This is a genomic window from Streptomyces sp. V4I23 (assembly GCF_030817975.1).
In the GTDB taxonomy this organism is placed as follows: Bacteria; Actinomycetota; Actinomycetes; order Streptomycetales; family Streptomycetaceae; genus Streptomyces.
On sequence record NZ_JAUSZW010000004.1, the window covers coordinates 1,604,207 to 1,619,502 of the forward strand.

A 15,296-nucleotide genomic window follows, 5' to 3' on the forward strand; every position below is an offset into this window, starting at 1 on the left:
TGCTAGCTCCCTCGGTAAACGGAGTAGCCGAACGGGTTGAGCAGCAGCGGTACGTGGTAGTGCTCGCCCGGTACGACGGCGAAGGTGATCGCCACCTCGGGGAAGAACACGCCGCTGTCCCGTAGCGCGGGGGCGTCCTGCTGTGCCTCGGCTTGCTTCTTCTTCACGAAGTACGTCTCGGTCTCGAAGTCGAGACGTACATGAGTCGTTCCCTCCGGCAGCGCCGGCAGGTCCTTGCAGCGCCCGTCCGCGTCGGTCGCCGATCCGCCGAGCGGCACCCACTCGGCGTCCGGGCCGCTGCGGGCCGACAGCGCGATGGCGACGCCCTCGGCGGGGCGGCCGATGCTGGTGTCCAGGATGTGCGTCGACACCGATGCGATTGTTTCCGTGCTCATGCGCTTTCTTCCCCTGCGAGCTCTACGAGGCGGGTCAGCCGGATACGGTTGATCTTGCCCAGTTCGGTGCGGACGATCTCCCGCTCCTGCTCGGGCGAGTTCTCGATCCGCTCGCGGACGGCGTCCCTCATCTGCTCACCGGTACGACCGGTGGCGCAGATCAGGAAGACATGACCGAACTTCTCCTGGTAGGCCAGGTTCAGTTCGAGCATCTCGGCCTTGAGCGCCTCGGACGCCTCGGCCATGCCGCTCTGTTCGCGGGAGGAGGTCGGGTCGCCGGGCTTCGGCCGGCCGATCGGCGGGTGACCGGCCATCGCCTCGGCCAGGTCGTCGGCGGTCAGCTCGGCCATGGCGGCGTCACTGGCCTCGAAGAGGGCTTCGGTGCCGGCGTACGGCCGCTGGGCGAGGATCTTGCTCCCCCAGGCCGAACTGGCGCACACCTCGTGCAGCGCGGCCTGGGCCGTGCTGTCCTCGGAGGCGTTGAACCGGGCGAGGCCCGGGTTCGAGAGTGACGTCACGGGAGCCTCCGTGGCTTGTTCATCGTGGTGCGTCGGACGGGCTGCGGATAGCTAACGCCCTCCGGAACACGACGTCAACACTTTGTTGAAAACTCGCGTACACAAAAGCCGCCGCCCGAAGAGCCGGACGGCGGCGACAGCTGGCCGGCGCTCAGTCGCCCTTGGCCGCGTTCTCCCTGTTCAGGTAGTTGTAGACGGTGAAGCGGCTGACGCCGAGAGCGCCCGCCACCGTCTCGACGCCGTGGCGTACGGAGAACGCGCCCCGCGCCTCCAGTGTCCTGACGACCGACTGCTTCGTCTTGCGGTCGAGTTCGGCGAGGGGCTTGCCGTGCTGCCGCTGCAGCGCCGCGAGGATGTGGTCGAGCGAGTCCGCGAGCTGCGGCAGGCGCACGGCGACGACCTCCTCGCCCTCCCAGCTCAGCACGACATCGTCCTCGGCGGCCTCGCCGGGGGTGATCAGCACTCCGCCCATGGCGTCGACGAGAGGCTTGACCGCCCGGGCGAGCGCGTGGTCCGCAGGCCCGGTCATCCCTCCCCCTCCACCACGTTGACCTGCAGAGACACCCGGGTCGCACCGGTCTCCAGCGCCTTGCGCAGCAGCGCGTCGACGGCGCCGAGCACCTGGTCGGCACCGCCCTCGGCGGTGTTGCCGAAGGGGCCGACGTCCACCTTGTCCAGACCCGCGCCCTGGACGACCTCGCGGACCGCCACCGCGTGGGCGGGCGGTTCGTCCAGGTCGAACGGCTCGGTCGTGAACTCCACTCTCAGTCGCACCATGCCCCCACGGTAGCCGCGGCCCTTCCGCGCGGGGACCCGGCCCCGGGACCCGGCTCCGGGGCCGGCCCGGGGGGCCTCTGCCTCGCGGAACGCGAAAAACGTGCGGGGCACGCGACGGACCCGCGGCGGCTGCGCGTAGAGCAGGTGACGGGAGCCGCGGACGGACGTCCGGTGGGCGGAGGCAGGAGGGGTCTGCAGATGACAGGACGTACGCGCAGAGGCGTCAGGGCGACGGCGGTCGCGACCGCGGCTATGGCGGCGCTCACCGCGTCGCAGGGGCCGGGGGCCGCCGCGCCCTCGGGGCAGCGGAGCGCCGAGCCCTCGCAGGGGCCGAGCGTGTCCGGGGACGGCACGTACCGCACCGAGCTTCCGCCGCTGCGGGTGCCGGGCGCGGGCGGCACCGGGGAACGGCCGGCTGGGACGCCGGCCACGGCGTCGGTCGGCTCGCTGCCCGCCACGGTGTTCGCCGCGTACCGGGCCGCCGAATCGGAGCTGGCCGGCAGTGCCCCCGGCTGCGGGCTGCGCTGGCAGCTCCTCGCGGCGATCGGGCAGGTCGAGTCGGGACAGGCCGGCGGCGGCCGGGTGGCCGCGGACGGCACCACGCTCACGCCGATCCTCGGGCCGCGCCTGGACGGCCACGGCTTCGCTCTCATCCGGGACAGCGACGGCGGCCGGTACGACGGGGACACCGAGTACGACCGGGCCGTCGGCCCCCTGCAGTTCATCCCCTCCACCTGGGCGAGTTGGGGCGCGGACGGCAACGGCGACGGGCTCCGCGACCCGGGGAACGTCTTCGACGCGGCCCTCGCCGCGGGGCGCTACCTGTGCGCGGGCGGGCGCGACCTGTCCGACGCGGGCGACCTCGACCGGGCCCTGCTCGGCTACAACCACTCCACCGCGTACCTGCTCACCGTGCGGGCGTGGTTCGCGTACTACCTCGACGGGCACACGGTGGTGCCCGACAGCGCGGCCGCCGGAGGGCCACGCGGCGAGGCACGTCCCTCGCCGGAGCCGACACGCACCGCGAAACCGGCGGCGTCCGGCGCGAAGAAGCCGTCGCCCGCGCCGTCGCCGTCGTCCGCGGGCCCGTCGCGGTCCGCGGCCCCCTCGCCGTCGCCGTCCGCGCGCCCGACCGATCCGGCCGGCACAACCGGTCCCACGCAGCCGCTGCCGTCACTGCCCGTCCCTGTCCCAGTGCCTCCTGGAGCCACTCTGCCCACCTCACTGACCAGCGGAGACTGATCCCCACGCCCCCTCCGGCAACAGAAAGGACTCGATGGGGCTCTCCCCCTCCACAACTCCGGATACCGGGCGGTAATGTCGCCATCCGCCGGACAAGCACGCGGACGGTGGTGAGAGCAAGGGGGCCCTCATGGCGACGGACACACAGCCTGAGCACTCCGGTGGACAGGGCGACGAGCAGGCGTATGAGCGCTGGCAACGCGCCTGGAGCCACCGGGAGCAGCTGCTTCGGGTCGCCCGGCGCCGGTCCGTCAGCATGGAGGACGCCGAGGACGCCGTGCACGAGGCGATGCTCCGTGCCGCGGAGCAGCCCCACCTGGACGACGAGCGGCTGGGCGCCTGGCTGACGACGGTGACGATGCGGCTGTGCGTCGACCGGCACCGCCAGGTCAGCCGCGAGGCCGAGGTCCGTACGAGCCCGACGCTGCACCCGCCGCGGCCGGCGCCGGTGGACGAGGCGGTGTGCGACCGTGCGGAGGCGCGCTGGCTGGCCGTACGCAGCGGTGAGCTGCCCGCCCGGCAGGCCGAGGCGCTGTGGCTGAAGTCGGAGGACCTGGACGTCGGGCAGGTCGCCGTGAAGATGGGCCTGAGCTACCGGACCGTCGAGTCCTTGCTGGCCAGGGCCCGGCGGACGCTGCGCAACTCGCTGGCGGCGACGCTCGGTCTTGCGCTGTGGCTGTGCGGCCGCGGCCGGCCGCGGGGTGGCCACGCGCAGGCGGTCGCCGTGGCGTCGACGGCGGCGACGCTGGCGGTCGCGGGTCTCGTTCTGCCGTACGCGCCCGGTGGGGACACACCCGGCCCGCGCCCGGCGACGCCGGCGGTCGCGACCTCGCAGGAGCCGGGGCCGGGTGGGCCCGGTCCGACCACACCGTCGCCTCTCGGCTCGCGGGAGGAGCAGCCGGTGCCGTCGGGCGGCGCCGAGCGGCGGTCGGAGTCCCTGCTGCCGGAGCTGCCGCTGCCGGAGGTGTCGCTGCCCCCGCTGCCGCTGAGGACGTCGTCGGTGCCGCGGCTGCCGGTGCTGCCGGAGGGCGTCGAGGTCCCCGAGGTCCCGGTCCCGGACGTCCCGTCCGCGACCTCGCAGCTCCCGGAGCTCACGCCTCCGCCGGTGCCGACGCCGTCGGTGCCGGTCCCGGTGCCGACGCTCCCGTAGGGGAGGTTTTCCCCTCCCCGCCCCTACCCGTAACTGGGGCTCCGCCCCAGACCCCGCACCGCGCCTCGCGCGCCGGACGGGAAAGGCGCACGGGCCCGGCAGCCCGCATTGCCGGGCCCTTTGCGTCAGCGACGTTGTGACTCCGCCCCGGCCCCTGCGCGCTGTCGTCCGCGCGCCTTGCGGCCCCGCCCCGGCCCGTGCCGCGCCTCGCACGGTTGCGCGCCTCGCGGCTCCACCCCGGCCCGATATCGAGCTTCGCATCGGTGGCCTCGAGTACCGGACGGGCCGACTTCGCGCAGCGAACGGCGCGCGGGTCCGGCAGCCAGCGCCCCCAGACCCTTTGCGTTCGCGACCTCGGGGCTCCGCCCAGCCCCGTACCGCGCCTCGCGCGATGTCCTCATCCCCTACGGCCTCGCGGTCGTGAGCCTTCAGAGCTCCGCCCCACCCCGGCACCTGCCCCCTGCCGGCCGCGCCTCTCGGGGCTCCGCCGCGGCCCCGTACCGCGCTCCGCGCGGCGGCCTCGCGCCGGACTTCACCCAGCGCAATCCAGCCCCGCCGGCGTTTGAGGCGCGGACTCGGGGCGGAGCCAACGAGCACGCCTCGGACCACAAGCCCCGCCGGCGATTGAGGCGCGGGGCTTGGGGCGGAGCCCCAACGGGGGTGGCGGCGCACAAGCAGCCCCACCTGCGACGGAGGCGCTGGGGGCCGGGGCAGAGCCCCCGGAGGCATCGCCTGGCACCCTCCCGTAACCCGCCCGAAAAAAATTTCGCTTCGGCGCGACGGACGCGGCGGCCCTCCCCGTAGAGCAGGTGTCGGACCGCTCCACAGCTGAAGGGTGAACCGGATGGGTGTCGAGATCTGTGTGGAAGGGCTCACGAAGTCCTTCGGGCACCAGGTCATCTGGCAGGACGTCTCCCTGACCCTGCCCGCCGGTGAGGTCTCGGTCATGCTCGGGCCCTCCGGCACCGGCAAGTCGGTCTTCCTCAAGACCCTCGTCGGACTGTTGAAGCCCGAACGCGGATCGATCCGCATCGCGGGCACGGACATCACCACACTGCGCGAACACGAGCTCTACGAGGTCCGCAAGCTCTTCGGCGTCCTCTTCCAGGACGGCGCGCTGTTCGGGTCGATGAACCTCTACGACAACATCGCCTTCCCGCTCCGCGAGCACACGCGCAAGCCGGAGAGCGAGATCCGCCGGATCGTCCTCGAGAAGATGGACATGGTCGGCCTCCTCGGCGCCGAGGACAAACTGCCCGGCGAGATCTCCGGCGGCATGCGCAAGCGCGCCGGACTCGCCCGCGCCCTCGTGCTCGACCCGGAGATCATCCTGTTCGACGAGCCGGACTCGGGACTCGACCCGGTACGCGTGGCCTACCTCAACCAGCTCATCGTCGACCTGAACGCCCAGATCGACGCCACGTTCCTCATCGTCACGCACGACATCGCCTCGGCCCGGCAGGTGCCGGACAACATCGGGCTGCTGTTCCGGCGGGAGCTGGTGATGTTCGGCCCGAGGGAGCAGTTGCTGACCAGCGACGAACCGGTCGTGCGGCAGTTCCTCAACGGCCGCATGCAGGGCCCGATCGGGATGGCGGAGGAGAAGGACGCCGCCCAGGTCGAGCAGGAACTCGCCCAGCTCGGGGACGCCGACGACGAGCAGCAGGGCATACCCGAGCTGACACCCCGGCTGCTGCCCACCAAGGGCATCGACCGGCCTCCCCGCTGGGAGGCGATCGCCGAGCGCGAGTCCCTGCGACAGATGCGCGCGGCTGTGCGCGGGAAGGCGGCGGGCGCATGAGCTGGTCCCCCACGGGTGCCCTGCGGCATTCCGGGAGTCTGTTCGCGATGGGACTGGACGTCCTGCGGACGATCCCCAAACGACCTTTCCAGGCACGGGAGTTCATCCAGCAGGCGTGGTTCGTCGCGAGTGTGACGATCCTGCCGACCGCCCTGGTGTCCATTCCGTTCGGCGCGGTGATCGCCCTGCAGATCGGCAGCCTCACCCGGCAGCTGGGCGCCCAGTCGTTCTCGGGCGCGGCCTCGGTGCTGGCCGTGCTGCGGGAGGCGTCGCCGATCGTCACGGCGCTGCTGATCGCAGGGGCGGGCGGCACGGCGATCTGCGCGGACCTCGGCGCGCGCAAGATCCGCGAGGAGATCGACGCGATGCAGGTGCTCGGCATCGACCCGATCCACCGCCTGGTGGTGCCGCGGGTGCTGGCCACGATGCTGGTCGCGGTGCTGCTCAACGGCCTGGTGTCGGTGGTCGGGGTGGCCGGCGGCTACTTCTTCAACGTGGTGCTGCAGAACGGCACTCCGGGCGCCTATCTCGCCTCGTTCACCACACTCGCCCAGCTCTCCGACCTGTGGGCGGCGGAGCTCAAGGCACTCGTGTTCGGGGCGATCGCCGCGATCGTCGCCTCGTACAAGGGCCTGACCGCGAAGGGTGGCCCGAAAGGCGTCGGTGACGCGGTGAACCAGTCGGTGGTCATCACCTTCATGTTGCTGTTCGTGACGAACTTCGTGATGACCGCCGTGTACTTCCAAATCGTTCCGCAGAGGGGCTGAGCGATGCCGCTGTTGAATCGTGTGCTGCCACCTCAGCTCGAGGAGCTGGGCCGGCAGCTGTCCTTCTACGGCCGTTCGCTGGCCTGGACCGGGCGCACCCTGCGCCGCTACAAGAAGGAGATCCTGCGACTGCTCGCGGAGGTGAGCTTCGGCCGCGGCGCGCTCGCCGTCGTCGGCGGCACCGTCGGTGTGATCGCGTTCCTGTCGTTCTTCACCGGCACCGAGGTCGGCCTGCAGGGATACGCGGCGCTCAACCAGCTCGGCACGTCGAACTTCGTGGCGTTCCTGTCCGCGTACTTCAACACCCGTGAGATCGCCCCGCTGGTGGCTGGCCTGGCCCTCTCCGCGACGGTCGGGGCCGGGTTCACCGCGCAGCTGGGCGCGATGCGGATCAGCGAGGAGACCGACGCGCTCGAGGTGATGGGCGTCCCGTCGCTGCCGTTCCTGGTGACGACGCGGATGATCGCCGGGTTCGTCGCGGTCATCCCGCTGTACGTGATCGGGCTCCTGTCCTCGTACTTCGCCGCCCGCACCATCACCACCGGCTACTACGGGCAGTCCACCGGCACCTACGACCACTACTTCCAGCAGTATCTGCCGCCGGTCGACGTGTTCTGGTCCTTCGGCAAGGTGATCGTCTTCGCCGTCGTGATCATCCTGGTGCACTGCTACTACGGCTACTACGCGAGCGGTGGCCCGGCCGGTGTCGGCGTCGCGGTCGGGCGTGCGGTGCGGACCTCGATCGTGGCGATCAACATTCTCGACTTCTTCCTCAGCCTGGCGATCTGGGGCGCCAACACGACCGTACGGATAGCGGGGTAGGGGCCGATGAGCATCGAAAGAGGCGCCGCGGCACGCAGTGGCAGGCTGCGGCTGTACGGCATCGTGTTCCTCGCCGTCATCGCCCTGCTGCTGTCGCTCTCCGTGGCCGCGTACCAGCAGGTGTTCACCTCGGTGGTGCGCATCACGCTCGAGGCCGACACGCTCGGCAACCAGCTCGACCCGCGGGCCGACGTGAAGCTGCGCGGACTGCTCGTCGGTGAGGTGCGCGAGGTGCGGGCCGACGGGGAGAAGGCGACGCTTGACATCGCTCTGAAGCCCGAGCACGTCGAACGGATCCCGGCCGATGTGCAGGCACGGCTGCTGCCGAAGACGCTCTTCGGTGAGAAGTTCGTCGATCTGGTGGCGCCGCCCGGCTCGTCCGGCCGGCACATCCGGGCCGGTGACGTGATCACCCAGGACCGCACCAGGGCCGGCATCGAGGTGCAGCACCTGATGAACGACCTGCTCCCGCTGCTGCGCACCGTGCGGCCCGCGGATCTCAACGCCACGCTGCACGCGTTCTCCACCGCGCTGGAAGGGCGCGGGGACCGCATCGGCGACAACCTGGTCCGGCTGGAGCGCTATCTGCGCAAGCTCAACCCCCATATGCCGTCCATGCAGGAGGACATCTCCCGCTTCGCCGATGTCGCCGAGGTCTACGGGGACGCGGCACCGGACCTGATGAACATCTTGCGCAACTCCGTCACCACGAGCCGCACGATCGTGGAGAAGCGCGACCAGCTGGCCGCCGCCCTGACGGGAACGGCGAAGGTCGCGGGCACGGCGGAGAAGTTCTTCGACGACAACGGGGAGCGGCTGATCACCCTGGGCCGTGTCTCCCGCCCCACCCTCGACCTGTTCGCCCGCTACTCGCCCGAGTACCCGTGTCTCCTGGAGGGCCTCGAGCGCCAGACCAGGGAGTCGGAGAAGGCGTTCAGGGGCGGCGAGATGCGTATCACCCTCGAATTCGTCCATCCGCGACCCGCGTACCGACCCGGTGAGGAACCGCGCTATGCCGATCGCTCCGGCCCCAACTGCAGAAGCCTCCCCAGCCCTTCCGTGCCGTCGGGACACACCAAGCTCGACGACGGTACGAAGGATGTCGCTGCCGGCGGCCCGCCCGGAGCCGGGCCGGTCTCGGCGACGGCGGCCGAGCAGCGGGCCGTCGGCTCGCTGGTCGCGCCGGTCCTCGGGGTGCCTGCCGACCGCGTGCCCGCGGTGGCGACGCTGCTCTTCGGGCCCATGGCACGCGGGACGGCGGTGAGTGTGGCATGAAGGCTTCACGGGCCACCGCGACCGCGGCACCGCTGGTCAAGTTCCTTCTCTTCGGCGTGGTGACGATCCTGGCGACGACGCTGCTCGCGGCGACGATCGTCAACCTCTCCTTCACCCCGGAGCACACCTACCGTGCGGTGTTCAGCGATGTCACCAGCCTGGAGGAGGGCGACGACATCCGCGTCGCGGGAGTGCGGGTCGGCGAGGTCGAGGACATCCGCATCAAGGACCGCACCCTGGCGGAGGTGACGTTCACCGTCTCCCACGACCGGCCGCTGCTGACCAGCACCGGTGCGGTCATCCGCTACCGGAGCCTGGTCGGCCAGCGCTATGTGGCGCTCACCGAGGGCGCGGGCGACGGGACGAGGCTGAAGCCGGGCGGGACGATCCCGCTGGCGCGGACGCAGCCGGCGCTCGACCTCAACGCGCTGCTGGGCGGCTTCAAGCCGCTGTTCGCCGCGCTCAGCCCGAAGGACGTCAACCAGCTCGCGACCGAGATCATCAAGACGCTGCAGGGCGAGGGCGGCACGGTCAACAGCCTGCTCGCGCACACCGCGTCCCTGACCACGACCCTCGCCGACCGGGACGAGCTGATCGGATCGGTGATCGACAACCTCAACACCACACTGCAGACCCTCGACAAGCGCGGCGCGCGGTTCTCCGGGCTGCTCAAGCAGCTGCAGCGGCTGATCTCCGGACTGTCCGCCGACCGCAAGCCGATCGGGTCCTCGCTGGAGAACATCGGCTCGCTGACCGAGGCGACCTCCGGTCTGATCGAGGACGCCCGGCCGCCGCTGAAGGGCGACATCGCCGAGCTGAGGGACCTCACCAAGACGCTGAACGACAACGAGAAGACCGTGGAGGGCGTGCTGAAGCGGCTGCCGAACAAGCTCAACAAGCTGACGGGGACCGCCTCGTACGGTTCCTGGTTCAACTTCTACCTCTGTGACTTCGACGGCCGGATCGTGCTGCCGAAGACCCGAGAGGTGATCACTCCGGAGCTGCACGTGGCACGGGCGAGGTGCGGCGGATGACGACACGGCACCTGCCCAGGCTCGGCCCGTTCCGCGACAGGAACCCGGTGGTGATCGGCGCGGTCGGCCTCACCACGCTCGCCCTGCTGGCGACGGCCGCGTTCAACGCCGACGACCTGCCGGTCATCGGCAGCGGCGACACCTACAGCGCCGCGTTTTCGGAGGCCGGCGGGCTCAAGCCCGGTGACGAGGTGCGCATCGCCGGGGTCAAGGTCGGCAAGGTCGACGAGGTCGATCTCGACGGCGACCACGTGAAGGTCGTCTTCCGCGTCAAGGGAGACCCGAAGTTCGGCACGAGGACCGGCGCGGCCATCCGGATCAAGACGATCCTGGGCTCGAAGTACCTGGCCCTGCAGCCCAAGGGGTCCGGACAGCTGCGGCCCGGCAGCGAGATCCCGCTGGAGCGCACGACCCCGGCGTACGACGTCGTCCAGGCGTTCAGTGATCTGACGACCACCAGCGAAAAGGTCGACACCGAGCAGCTGGCGAAGGCCCTGGACACCATCTCGACGACCTTCGAGGACTCGCCGGAGGAGGTACGCGCCTCGATCAAGGGACTGTCGAAGATCTCGAAGACGGTGGCCTCGCGTGACGAGGACCTGCGCGAGCTGCTGAAGCACTCCAACTCGGTCACCAAGGTGCTCGCGGAACGCTCCGGTGAGTTCACCACCCTGGTGAAGGACGGCGACGCACTCTTCAAGGAGATCTCCCGCCGCCGGGCGGCCATCCATGCGCTGCTCAAGAGTTCGGCGGCGCTCGGCATCCAGCTGTCGGGCCTCGTCAAGGACAACGAGAAGGAGATAGGCCCGGCGCTCAAAGGGCTGAACCAGGTGGTGCGGATGCTGGAGCGCAACCAGGCCAGTCTCGACCGCAGCGTCGCCCTGCTCGCCCCGTACGTGCGGGTCTTCACCAACACCCTCGGCAACGGCCGCTGGTTCGACAGCTACATCCAGAACATGGTCGCCGCACCGGTGGTCCCCCGGACAGGAGGGTCGCGATGAAGGGCCGCATCCGCTTCAACCCGAAGGGCCGTACGGCCCGGCTGACGGCCGCCGCCGTCGCCACCGCGCTGCTGGTCTGCGCCGCGGTCGTGCTGTGGCCGCGCGAGGAACCGATGCGCGTCACGGCGTACTTCCCGCGCACGGTGGGCATCTACCCGGGCTCCGACGTGCGGGTGCTCGGCGTACGCGTCGGTGAGGTCACCGAGATCGTCCCCGAGGGCGGCCGGGTGCGCGTGGAGCTCGAGTACGAGCCCGGGCGCAGGATCCCGGCCGATGCCCAGGCCGCCATCATCAACTCCTCGGTCGTCAGCGACCGTTACGTACAGATGCTGCCGGTGTACAAGGGCGGGCCCGTGATGCGCGACGGCGCGGTGATCCCCCAGAGCCGCACGGCGGTGCCGGTGGAGCTGGACCGGGTCTTCGACAGCCTGCACACGACGGCCGAGGCGCTCGGCCCGAAGGGTGCCAACAAGGACGGCTCGCTCTCGCGGCTGCTGGGGGTGAGCGCCGACAATCTGGACGGCCAGGGCGAACAGATGCACCAGACGGTGGAGGACCTGTCCCTCGCGGTCACCACGCTGTCCGACGGCCGGCAGGACCTGTTCGGCACCGTACGCAATCTGCAGGTGTTCACCGCGGCGCTCGCCGCCGACGACAAGAGCGTGCGGTCGTTCAACGACAGTCTCGCCGCGGTCGCCGATCAGCTCGCCGGGGAGCGCAAGGACCTCGCGGCGGCTCTCAAGCATCTGGGAGTGGCGCTCGGGGACGTGTCGAGGTTCGTGAAGAACAACAAGAAGGCGCTGACCGAGGACGTGAAGGGACTCAGCAAGGTCACCAAGGTGCTGGTCACCCAGCGGGCGGCGCTGGCGGAGCTGATGGAGGTCGCGCCCACCGGCCTGTCGAACCTCCAGAACGCGTACAACCCCTCGTCGGGCACCCTCGACACCCGCAACAACCCCGACCACCCGCAGGACCCGGCGGCGCTGCTGTGCTCGCTGCTGAAGACCACCGGCGACGCCGGGGGCAAGAACCCCGACTGCGCTGAGCTGGACAAGCTGTTCGACTCGCTGCCCAAGGTGCCGGCCTCCGGCCCCGTGCCGGGCACCGGCCAGGTCGACCGGACGCTCGGCGGAATCCTGGAGGCACGCGCATGAGTGCACCCCGCAGGCGCAGGGCCGTGGCCCTGGTGACGGCCATGGGCTCCGTGCTGCTCACCGGCTGCGACTTCAACGGCCTGTACGACGTGAACCTGCCCGGCGGCGCGGCCGCCGACGGCAACGCCTACCAGGTGACGGCCGACTTCAGGGATGTCCTCGACCTGGTCCCGCAGTCGGCGGTGAAGGTCAACAACGTCACCGTGGGCGCGGTCGAGAAGGTGGAACTGGTCGGCTGGCACGCCCGGGTGCGGCTGCGTATCGCCGACGATGTGAAGCTGCCCGGCAACGCGATCGCCGAGCTGCGGCAGACCAGCATGCTCGGGGAGAAGTACGTGGCCCTGTCCCCGCCGGTGGGCATCGAACCCAGCGGGCGGCTCACCGACGGTGCGCGCATCCCGCTGTCGCGCACCGGGCGCAACCCCGAGATCGAGGAGGTGCTCTCCGCTCTCTCCGCGCTGCTGAACGGCGGCGGTGTGGCGCAGCTCAAGACGATCACCGTGGAGCTGAACAAGGCGCTGGAGGGCCGGGAGAACCGGGTCAAGGACCTGCTCGGCGAGCTGGACACGTTCATCGGCGGGCTCGACGAGCAGCGCAAGGAGATCGTCCGGGCGCTCAAGGGCATCGACCGGCTGGCGAAGCGGCTGGCCGCGGAGAAGAAGACGATCGCGCAGGCCGTGGACACGATGCCCGGCGCGCTGAAGGTACTGGCCGACCAGCGCCGCAATCTGACGACGATGCTGACCTCGCTCTCGGAGCTGGGGAAGACGGGCACCAAGGTGATCAACACCTCGCGCGCGGACACGGTGGCCAACCTCAAGAGCCTGCAGCCGATCCTGCAGGAGCTCAACAAGGCAGGCAGCGACCTCCCCAACTCACTGGAGATCCTGACGACCTATCCGTTCCCACGGAACGCGACCGGCGCCATCAAGGGCGACTACGTCAACCTCAAGATCACCGCGGACCTGGACCTCGCGAGCATCTACGGCAACCTCGCGGAGGAACCGAAGAAGCCCGGCACCCCGCAAGAGCCCGGGCTGCCGGAGGTTCCCGGCACGCCCGAGGTACCCGACCTGCCACAAGCGCCTCTGCCGCAAGGGCCCCCCTCGGTTCCCGGCGCCCCGACGCCGGGCGCTCCTCCGCCCCCCGGCGGCGACGGACCGCTGTGTCCGCCGGTGTGCACCGGCAGCCACGCCTCCTACGAGGACGCGTCCGGCGACGGACGCCGGCTGCCCGCGGGGATCGACCTGGCACTGGCCGAGCTGATGCTGAAGGGGATGCAGCCGTGATCACACGTACGGTCAGGGGCCAGTTGATCGCCTTCGCCGCGGTCACCGCCGTGGGGTGCTCCTACGTCGGCGCCCAGTACACCGGCCTGGTGGACAGCCTGCTGGACCGCGGATACACCGTGCGGGCCGACTTCGCCGACTCCGGCGGCATCTTCCAGGGCGCCGAGGTCACCTACCGGGGCGTTCCGGTGGGACGGGTCGGTGACCTGCGGCTCGCCGGCGCGGACGGTGTCTCGGTGGCGCTGGACATCGAGGACGGGACCCGGATACCGGCGGACACGCTGGCCGTGGTGGCGAACCGTTCCGCGGTCGGCGAGCAGTACGTCGATCTCCAGCCGCGCCGCTCCAGCGGCCCGTTTCTGCAGGAGGGAAGCGAGATCCCGCGCGCCGACACCAGGGTCCCGCTGCCCACGACGGCGCCCATCCTCAGCCTGGACCGGCTGGTGAACTCGGTCGGCAAGGACGATCTGCGCGTCACGGTCGACGAACTCGGCAAGGCCTTCGCCGGCACCGGGCCGCATCTGAGCAAGCTGGTGGACTCCGGAAACCTGCTGGTCGAGTCGGCCTCGGAGAACCTGCCCGAGACGACCTCGCTCATCGAGGACTCGCGGGTGGTGCTGAAGACCCAGAGCGACAAGGGATCGGCGATCACGTCGTTCTCCCGCGACCTGGCCGCGCTGACCGCGGAGCTGAAGGCGCGTGACGGCGATCTGAGGCGGCTGGTGGGCAACAGCGCCCCGGCGGCACAGGAGGTCGACTCGCTGCTGAAGTCCAACGAGACGCATCTGCCGGTGCTGCTCTCCAATCTGATCAGCGGCGGCCAGGTCACCGTGGCCCGGCTGCCCGGGGTGGAGCAGGCGCTGGTGACGTTCCCGGTGATCGTCGCCGGCAGCTACACCGTGATCCCCGGCGACGGCACCACCCACTTCGGCATGGTCGTGAACGCCGACGACCCGCCGCCGTGCCGCCAGGGTTACGGCACCCAGCGGCGCGACCCGGCGGACGCCTCTCAGCGGCCCGCCAACACCAAGGCGCGCTGCACCGAGCCGCGCGGCAGTAGTACCTCGGTGCGCGGCGCCCAGAACGCGCCCGGCGCTTCCTCCGGGCCGGGCGGCGCGCGGCAGGCGGCGCACGTCACCCCGTACGACCCGGAGACCGGCACCCTCGCCGGGCCGGGCGGCACGCTCGTCGAGATCGGTTCGACGGGCGGCGAACAGAGCACGTTCGGAAAGGACTCGTGGCAATGGCTGCTCGTGGGACCGATGGCATGACCGACAACGCCACGGCGGCGCGCGACCGCCGCGAGGCGGCGCCCGAGGCGCCGGATGCACAGGCGGCTGGGGTCGCGACGCAGGACCGCGCCGACGTGGGCCCCGAGAGCTCGGGCGCGCAGGCGGCGCGGGCATCGTCGACCGCGGGCGCGCAGGACGAGCCGCAGGCCCCTGAGGCCGTCGGTGGGCAGGAGGACTCGGACACTCCGGGGGCGCGAGACGCTGACGAGGGCGAGGGGGCGGGCGCTCGCGGGGCCCGCCTGCGCGGGCTGCGGCGAGCCGCCGGACAGGTGGCGCACGGCCGGTTGACGGCCGCGGCGCTCGCCGTGGGGACCGTCGTCGTCACCGCGCTCAGTGGGTGGCTGTGCGTCGAGGTGTACGAGCAGCGGGCCGAGACGCAGCGGCAGCAGGACATCCTGGCCGCCGCCCGCCAGTCGGCGCTGAACTTCACCTCCCTCGACTACCGGCACTACGAGCGCGACAGCGCGAACGTGCTCAAGGGCGCGACCGGCGACTTCAAGGAGCAGTTCACCGCGCAGACCGCCGAGTTGACGAAGCTCGTCGCCGCCAACAAGTCGGTGTCGCAGGGCCAGGTGCTGGAGGCGGGCATCGCGCGGGCGGACGAGCGGTCGGCCCGGGTGCTCGTCGTCGCCGACAGCAAGGTGACCAACACCGCCGCACCCGAGGGACAGGCGCGCACCTACCGGCTGCAGCTCGACCTGGTGCTCGAGAGCGGTCGCTGGCTCACCTCCAACGTCGAGTTCGTCGGCTGACCGCCCCGACGCCCACCCCGTACCACC

At 71.1% G+C, this 15,296-nt stretch carries 16 protein-coding genes; 12 read left to right on the plus strand and 4 right to left on the minus strand.

Going from position 1 to position 15,296, the window contains the following annotated elements; translation table 11 throughout:
* Positions 1-2: 2 nt before the first annotated feature.
* The 4 genes from uraH to QFZ82_RS09475 all read right to left on the minus strand — a co-directional run bounded on the left by uraH (position 3) and on the right by QFZ82_RS09475 (position 1,687).
* Complete coding sequence (gene uraH, locus QFZ82_RS09460) at positions 3-395, minus strand: hydroxyisourate hydrolase (protein WP_307712728.1); 393 nt, start codon at positions 393-395, stop codon at positions 3-5.
* Positions 392-913, minus strand: coding sequence for a 2-oxo-4-hydroxy-4-carboxy-5-ureidoimidazoline decarboxylase (uraD, locus tag QFZ82_RS09465; protein ID WP_307712729.1), 522 nt, complete (start codon positions 911-913; stop codon positions 392-394). The genes uraH and uraD overlap by 4 nt, the downstream gene beginning before the upstream one ends.
* A gap of 151 nt (positions 914-1,064) precedes the next feature.
* Positions 1,065-1,442 (minus strand): helix-turn-helix domain-containing protein, encoded by a 378-nt coding sequence (locus QFZ82_RS09470; protein ID WP_307712730.1) that lies wholly within the window; start codon positions 1,440-1,442, stop codon positions 1,065-1,067.
* Complete coding sequence (locus QFZ82_RS09475) at positions 1,439-1,687, minus strand: hypothetical protein (RefSeq protein ID WP_307717674.1); 249 nt, start codon at positions 1,685-1,687, stop codon at positions 1,439-1,441. The genes QFZ82_RS09470 and QFZ82_RS09475 overlap by 4 nt, the downstream gene beginning before the upstream one ends.
* Positions 1,688-1,888: 201 nt before the next feature.
* Between QFZ82_RS09475 and QFZ82_RS09480 the strand changes: the two genes are divergently transcribed.
* The 12 genes from QFZ82_RS09480 to QFZ82_RS09535 all read left to right on the plus strand — a co-directional run bounded on the left by QFZ82_RS09480 (position 1,889) and on the right by QFZ82_RS09535 (position 15,269).
* Positions 1,889-2,932, plus strand: a complete 1,044-nt coding sequence (locus QFZ82_RS09480; protein WP_307712731.1) for a lytic transglycosylase domain-containing protein — start codon at positions 1,889-1,891, stop codon at positions 2,930-2,932.
* Positions 2,933-3,062: 130 nt separating this feature from the next.
* Positions 3,063-4,082, plus strand: a complete 1,020-nt coding sequence (locus QFZ82_RS09485) for an RNA polymerase sigma factor (protein WP_307712732.1) — start codon at positions 3,063-3,065, stop codon at positions 4,080-4,082.
* 844 nt (positions 4,083-4,926) lie between these two features.
* Positions 4,927-5,883, plus strand: a complete 957-nt coding sequence (locus QFZ82_RS09490) for an ABC transporter ATP-binding protein (protein ID WP_307712733.1) — start codon at positions 4,927-4,929, stop codon at positions 5,881-5,883.
* Positions 5,880-6,650 (plus strand): ABC transporter permease, encoded by a 771-nt coding sequence (locus QFZ82_RS09495; protein WP_307712734.1) that lies wholly within the window; start codon positions 5,880-5,882, stop codon positions 6,648-6,650. The genes QFZ82_RS09490 and QFZ82_RS09495 overlap by 4 nt, the downstream gene beginning before the upstream one ends.
* A gap of 3 nt (positions 6,651-6,653) precedes the next feature.
* Complete coding sequence (locus QFZ82_RS09500) at positions 6,654-7,472, plus strand: ABC transporter permease (RefSeq protein ID WP_307712735.1); 819 nt, start codon at positions 6,654-6,656, stop codon at positions 7,470-7,472.
* A 6-nt stretch (positions 7,473-7,478) separates the two neighbouring features.
* Positions 7,479-8,747: an MCE family protein gene (locus QFZ82_RS09505; RefSeq protein ID WP_307712736.1), complete on the plus strand. Its 1,269-nt coding sequence runs from the start codon at positions 7,479-7,481 to the stop codon at positions 8,745-8,747.
* Positions 8,744-9,781, plus strand: a complete 1,038-nt coding sequence (locus QFZ82_RS09510; protein WP_307712737.1) for an MCE family protein — start codon at positions 8,744-8,746, stop codon at positions 9,779-9,781. Before QFZ82_RS09505 ends, QFZ82_RS09510 begins: the two co-directional genes overlap by 4 nt.
* Entirely contained in the window at positions 9,778-10,782 is a 1,005-nt protein-coding gene (locus tag QFZ82_RS09515; RefSeq protein WP_307712738.1) for an MCE family protein, read from the plus strand. The genes QFZ82_RS09510 and QFZ82_RS09515 overlap by 4 nt, the downstream gene beginning before the upstream one ends.
* Positions 10,779-11,936, plus strand: a complete 1,158-nt coding sequence (locus QFZ82_RS09520; RefSeq protein WP_307712739.1) for an MCE family protein — start codon at positions 10,779-10,781, stop codon at positions 11,934-11,936. Before QFZ82_RS09515 ends, QFZ82_RS09520 begins: the two co-directional genes overlap by 4 nt.
* Positions 11,933-13,225, plus strand: coding sequence for an MCE family protein (locus tag QFZ82_RS09525; RefSeq protein WP_307712740.1), 1,293 nt, complete (start codon positions 11,933-11,935; stop codon positions 13,223-13,225). The genes QFZ82_RS09520 and QFZ82_RS09525 overlap by 4 nt, the downstream gene beginning before the upstream one ends.
* A complete protein-coding gene (locus tag QFZ82_RS09530; protein ID WP_307712741.1) occupies positions 13,222-14,496 on the plus strand; it encodes an MCE family protein in 1,275 nt (424 codons plus the stop codon). Before QFZ82_RS09525 ends, QFZ82_RS09530 begins: the two co-directional genes overlap by 4 nt.
* A complete protein-coding gene (locus QFZ82_RS09535; protein ID WP_307712742.1) occupies positions 14,493-15,269 on the plus strand; it encodes a hypothetical protein in 777 nt (258 codons plus the stop codon). Before QFZ82_RS09530 ends, QFZ82_RS09535 begins: the two co-directional genes overlap by 4 nt.
* The last annotated feature ends 27 nt before the right edge of the window (positions 15,270-15,296 follow it).

Excerpts from the sequence above, each read along its gene's own strand:
- uraH (WP_307712728.1), bottom strand. The coding sequence starts at position 395 with ATGAGCACGGAAACAATCGCATCGGTGTCGACGCACATCCTGGACACC.
- QFZ82_RS09470 (WP_307712730.1), bottom strand. The coding sequence starts at position 1,442 with ATGACCGGGCCTGCGGACCACGCGCTCGCCCGGGCGGTCAAGCCTCTC.
- QFZ82_RS09480 (WP_307712731.1), top strand. The coding sequence starts at position 1,889 with ATGACAGGACGTACGCGCAGAGGCGTCAGGGCGACGGCGGTCGCGACC.
- QFZ82_RS09485 (WP_307712732.1), top strand. The coding sequence starts at position 3,063 with ATGGCGACGGACACACAGCCTGAGCACTCCGGTGGACAGGGCGACGAG.
- QFZ82_RS09490 (WP_307712733.1), top strand. The coding sequence starts at position 4,927 with ATGGGTGTCGAGATCTGTGTGGAAGGGCTCACGAAGTCCTTCGGGCAC.
- QFZ82_RS09495 (WP_307712734.1), top strand. The coding sequence starts at position 5,880 with ATGAGCTGGTCCCCCACGGGTGCCCTGCGGCATTCCGGGAGTCTGTTC.
- QFZ82_RS09500 (WP_307712735.1), top strand. The coding sequence starts at position 6,654 with ATGCCGCTGTTGAATCGTGTGCTGCCACCTCAGCTCGAGGAGCTGGGC.
- QFZ82_RS09505 (WP_307712736.1), top strand. The coding sequence starts at position 7,479 with ATGAGCATCGAAAGAGGCGCCGCGGCACGCAGTGGCAGGCTGCGGCTG.
- QFZ82_RS09510 (WP_307712737.1), top strand. The coding sequence starts at position 8,744 with ATGAAGGCTTCACGGGCCACCGCGACCGCGGCACCGCTGGTCAAGTTC.
- QFZ82_RS09515 (WP_307712738.1), top strand. The coding sequence starts at position 9,778 with ATGACGACACGGCACCTGCCCAGGCTCGGCCCGTTCCGCGACAGGAAC.
- QFZ82_RS09520 (WP_307712739.1), top strand. The coding sequence starts at position 10,779 with ATGAAGGGCCGCATCCGCTTCAACCCGAAGGGCCGTACGGCCCGGCTG.
- QFZ82_RS09525 (WP_307712740.1), top strand. The coding sequence starts at position 11,933 with ATGAGTGCACCCCGCAGGCGCAGGGCCGTGGCCCTGGTGACGGCCATG.
- QFZ82_RS09535 (WP_307712742.1), top strand. The coding sequence starts at position 14,493 with ATGACCGACAACGCCACGGCGGCGCGCGACCGCCGCGAGGCGGCGCCC.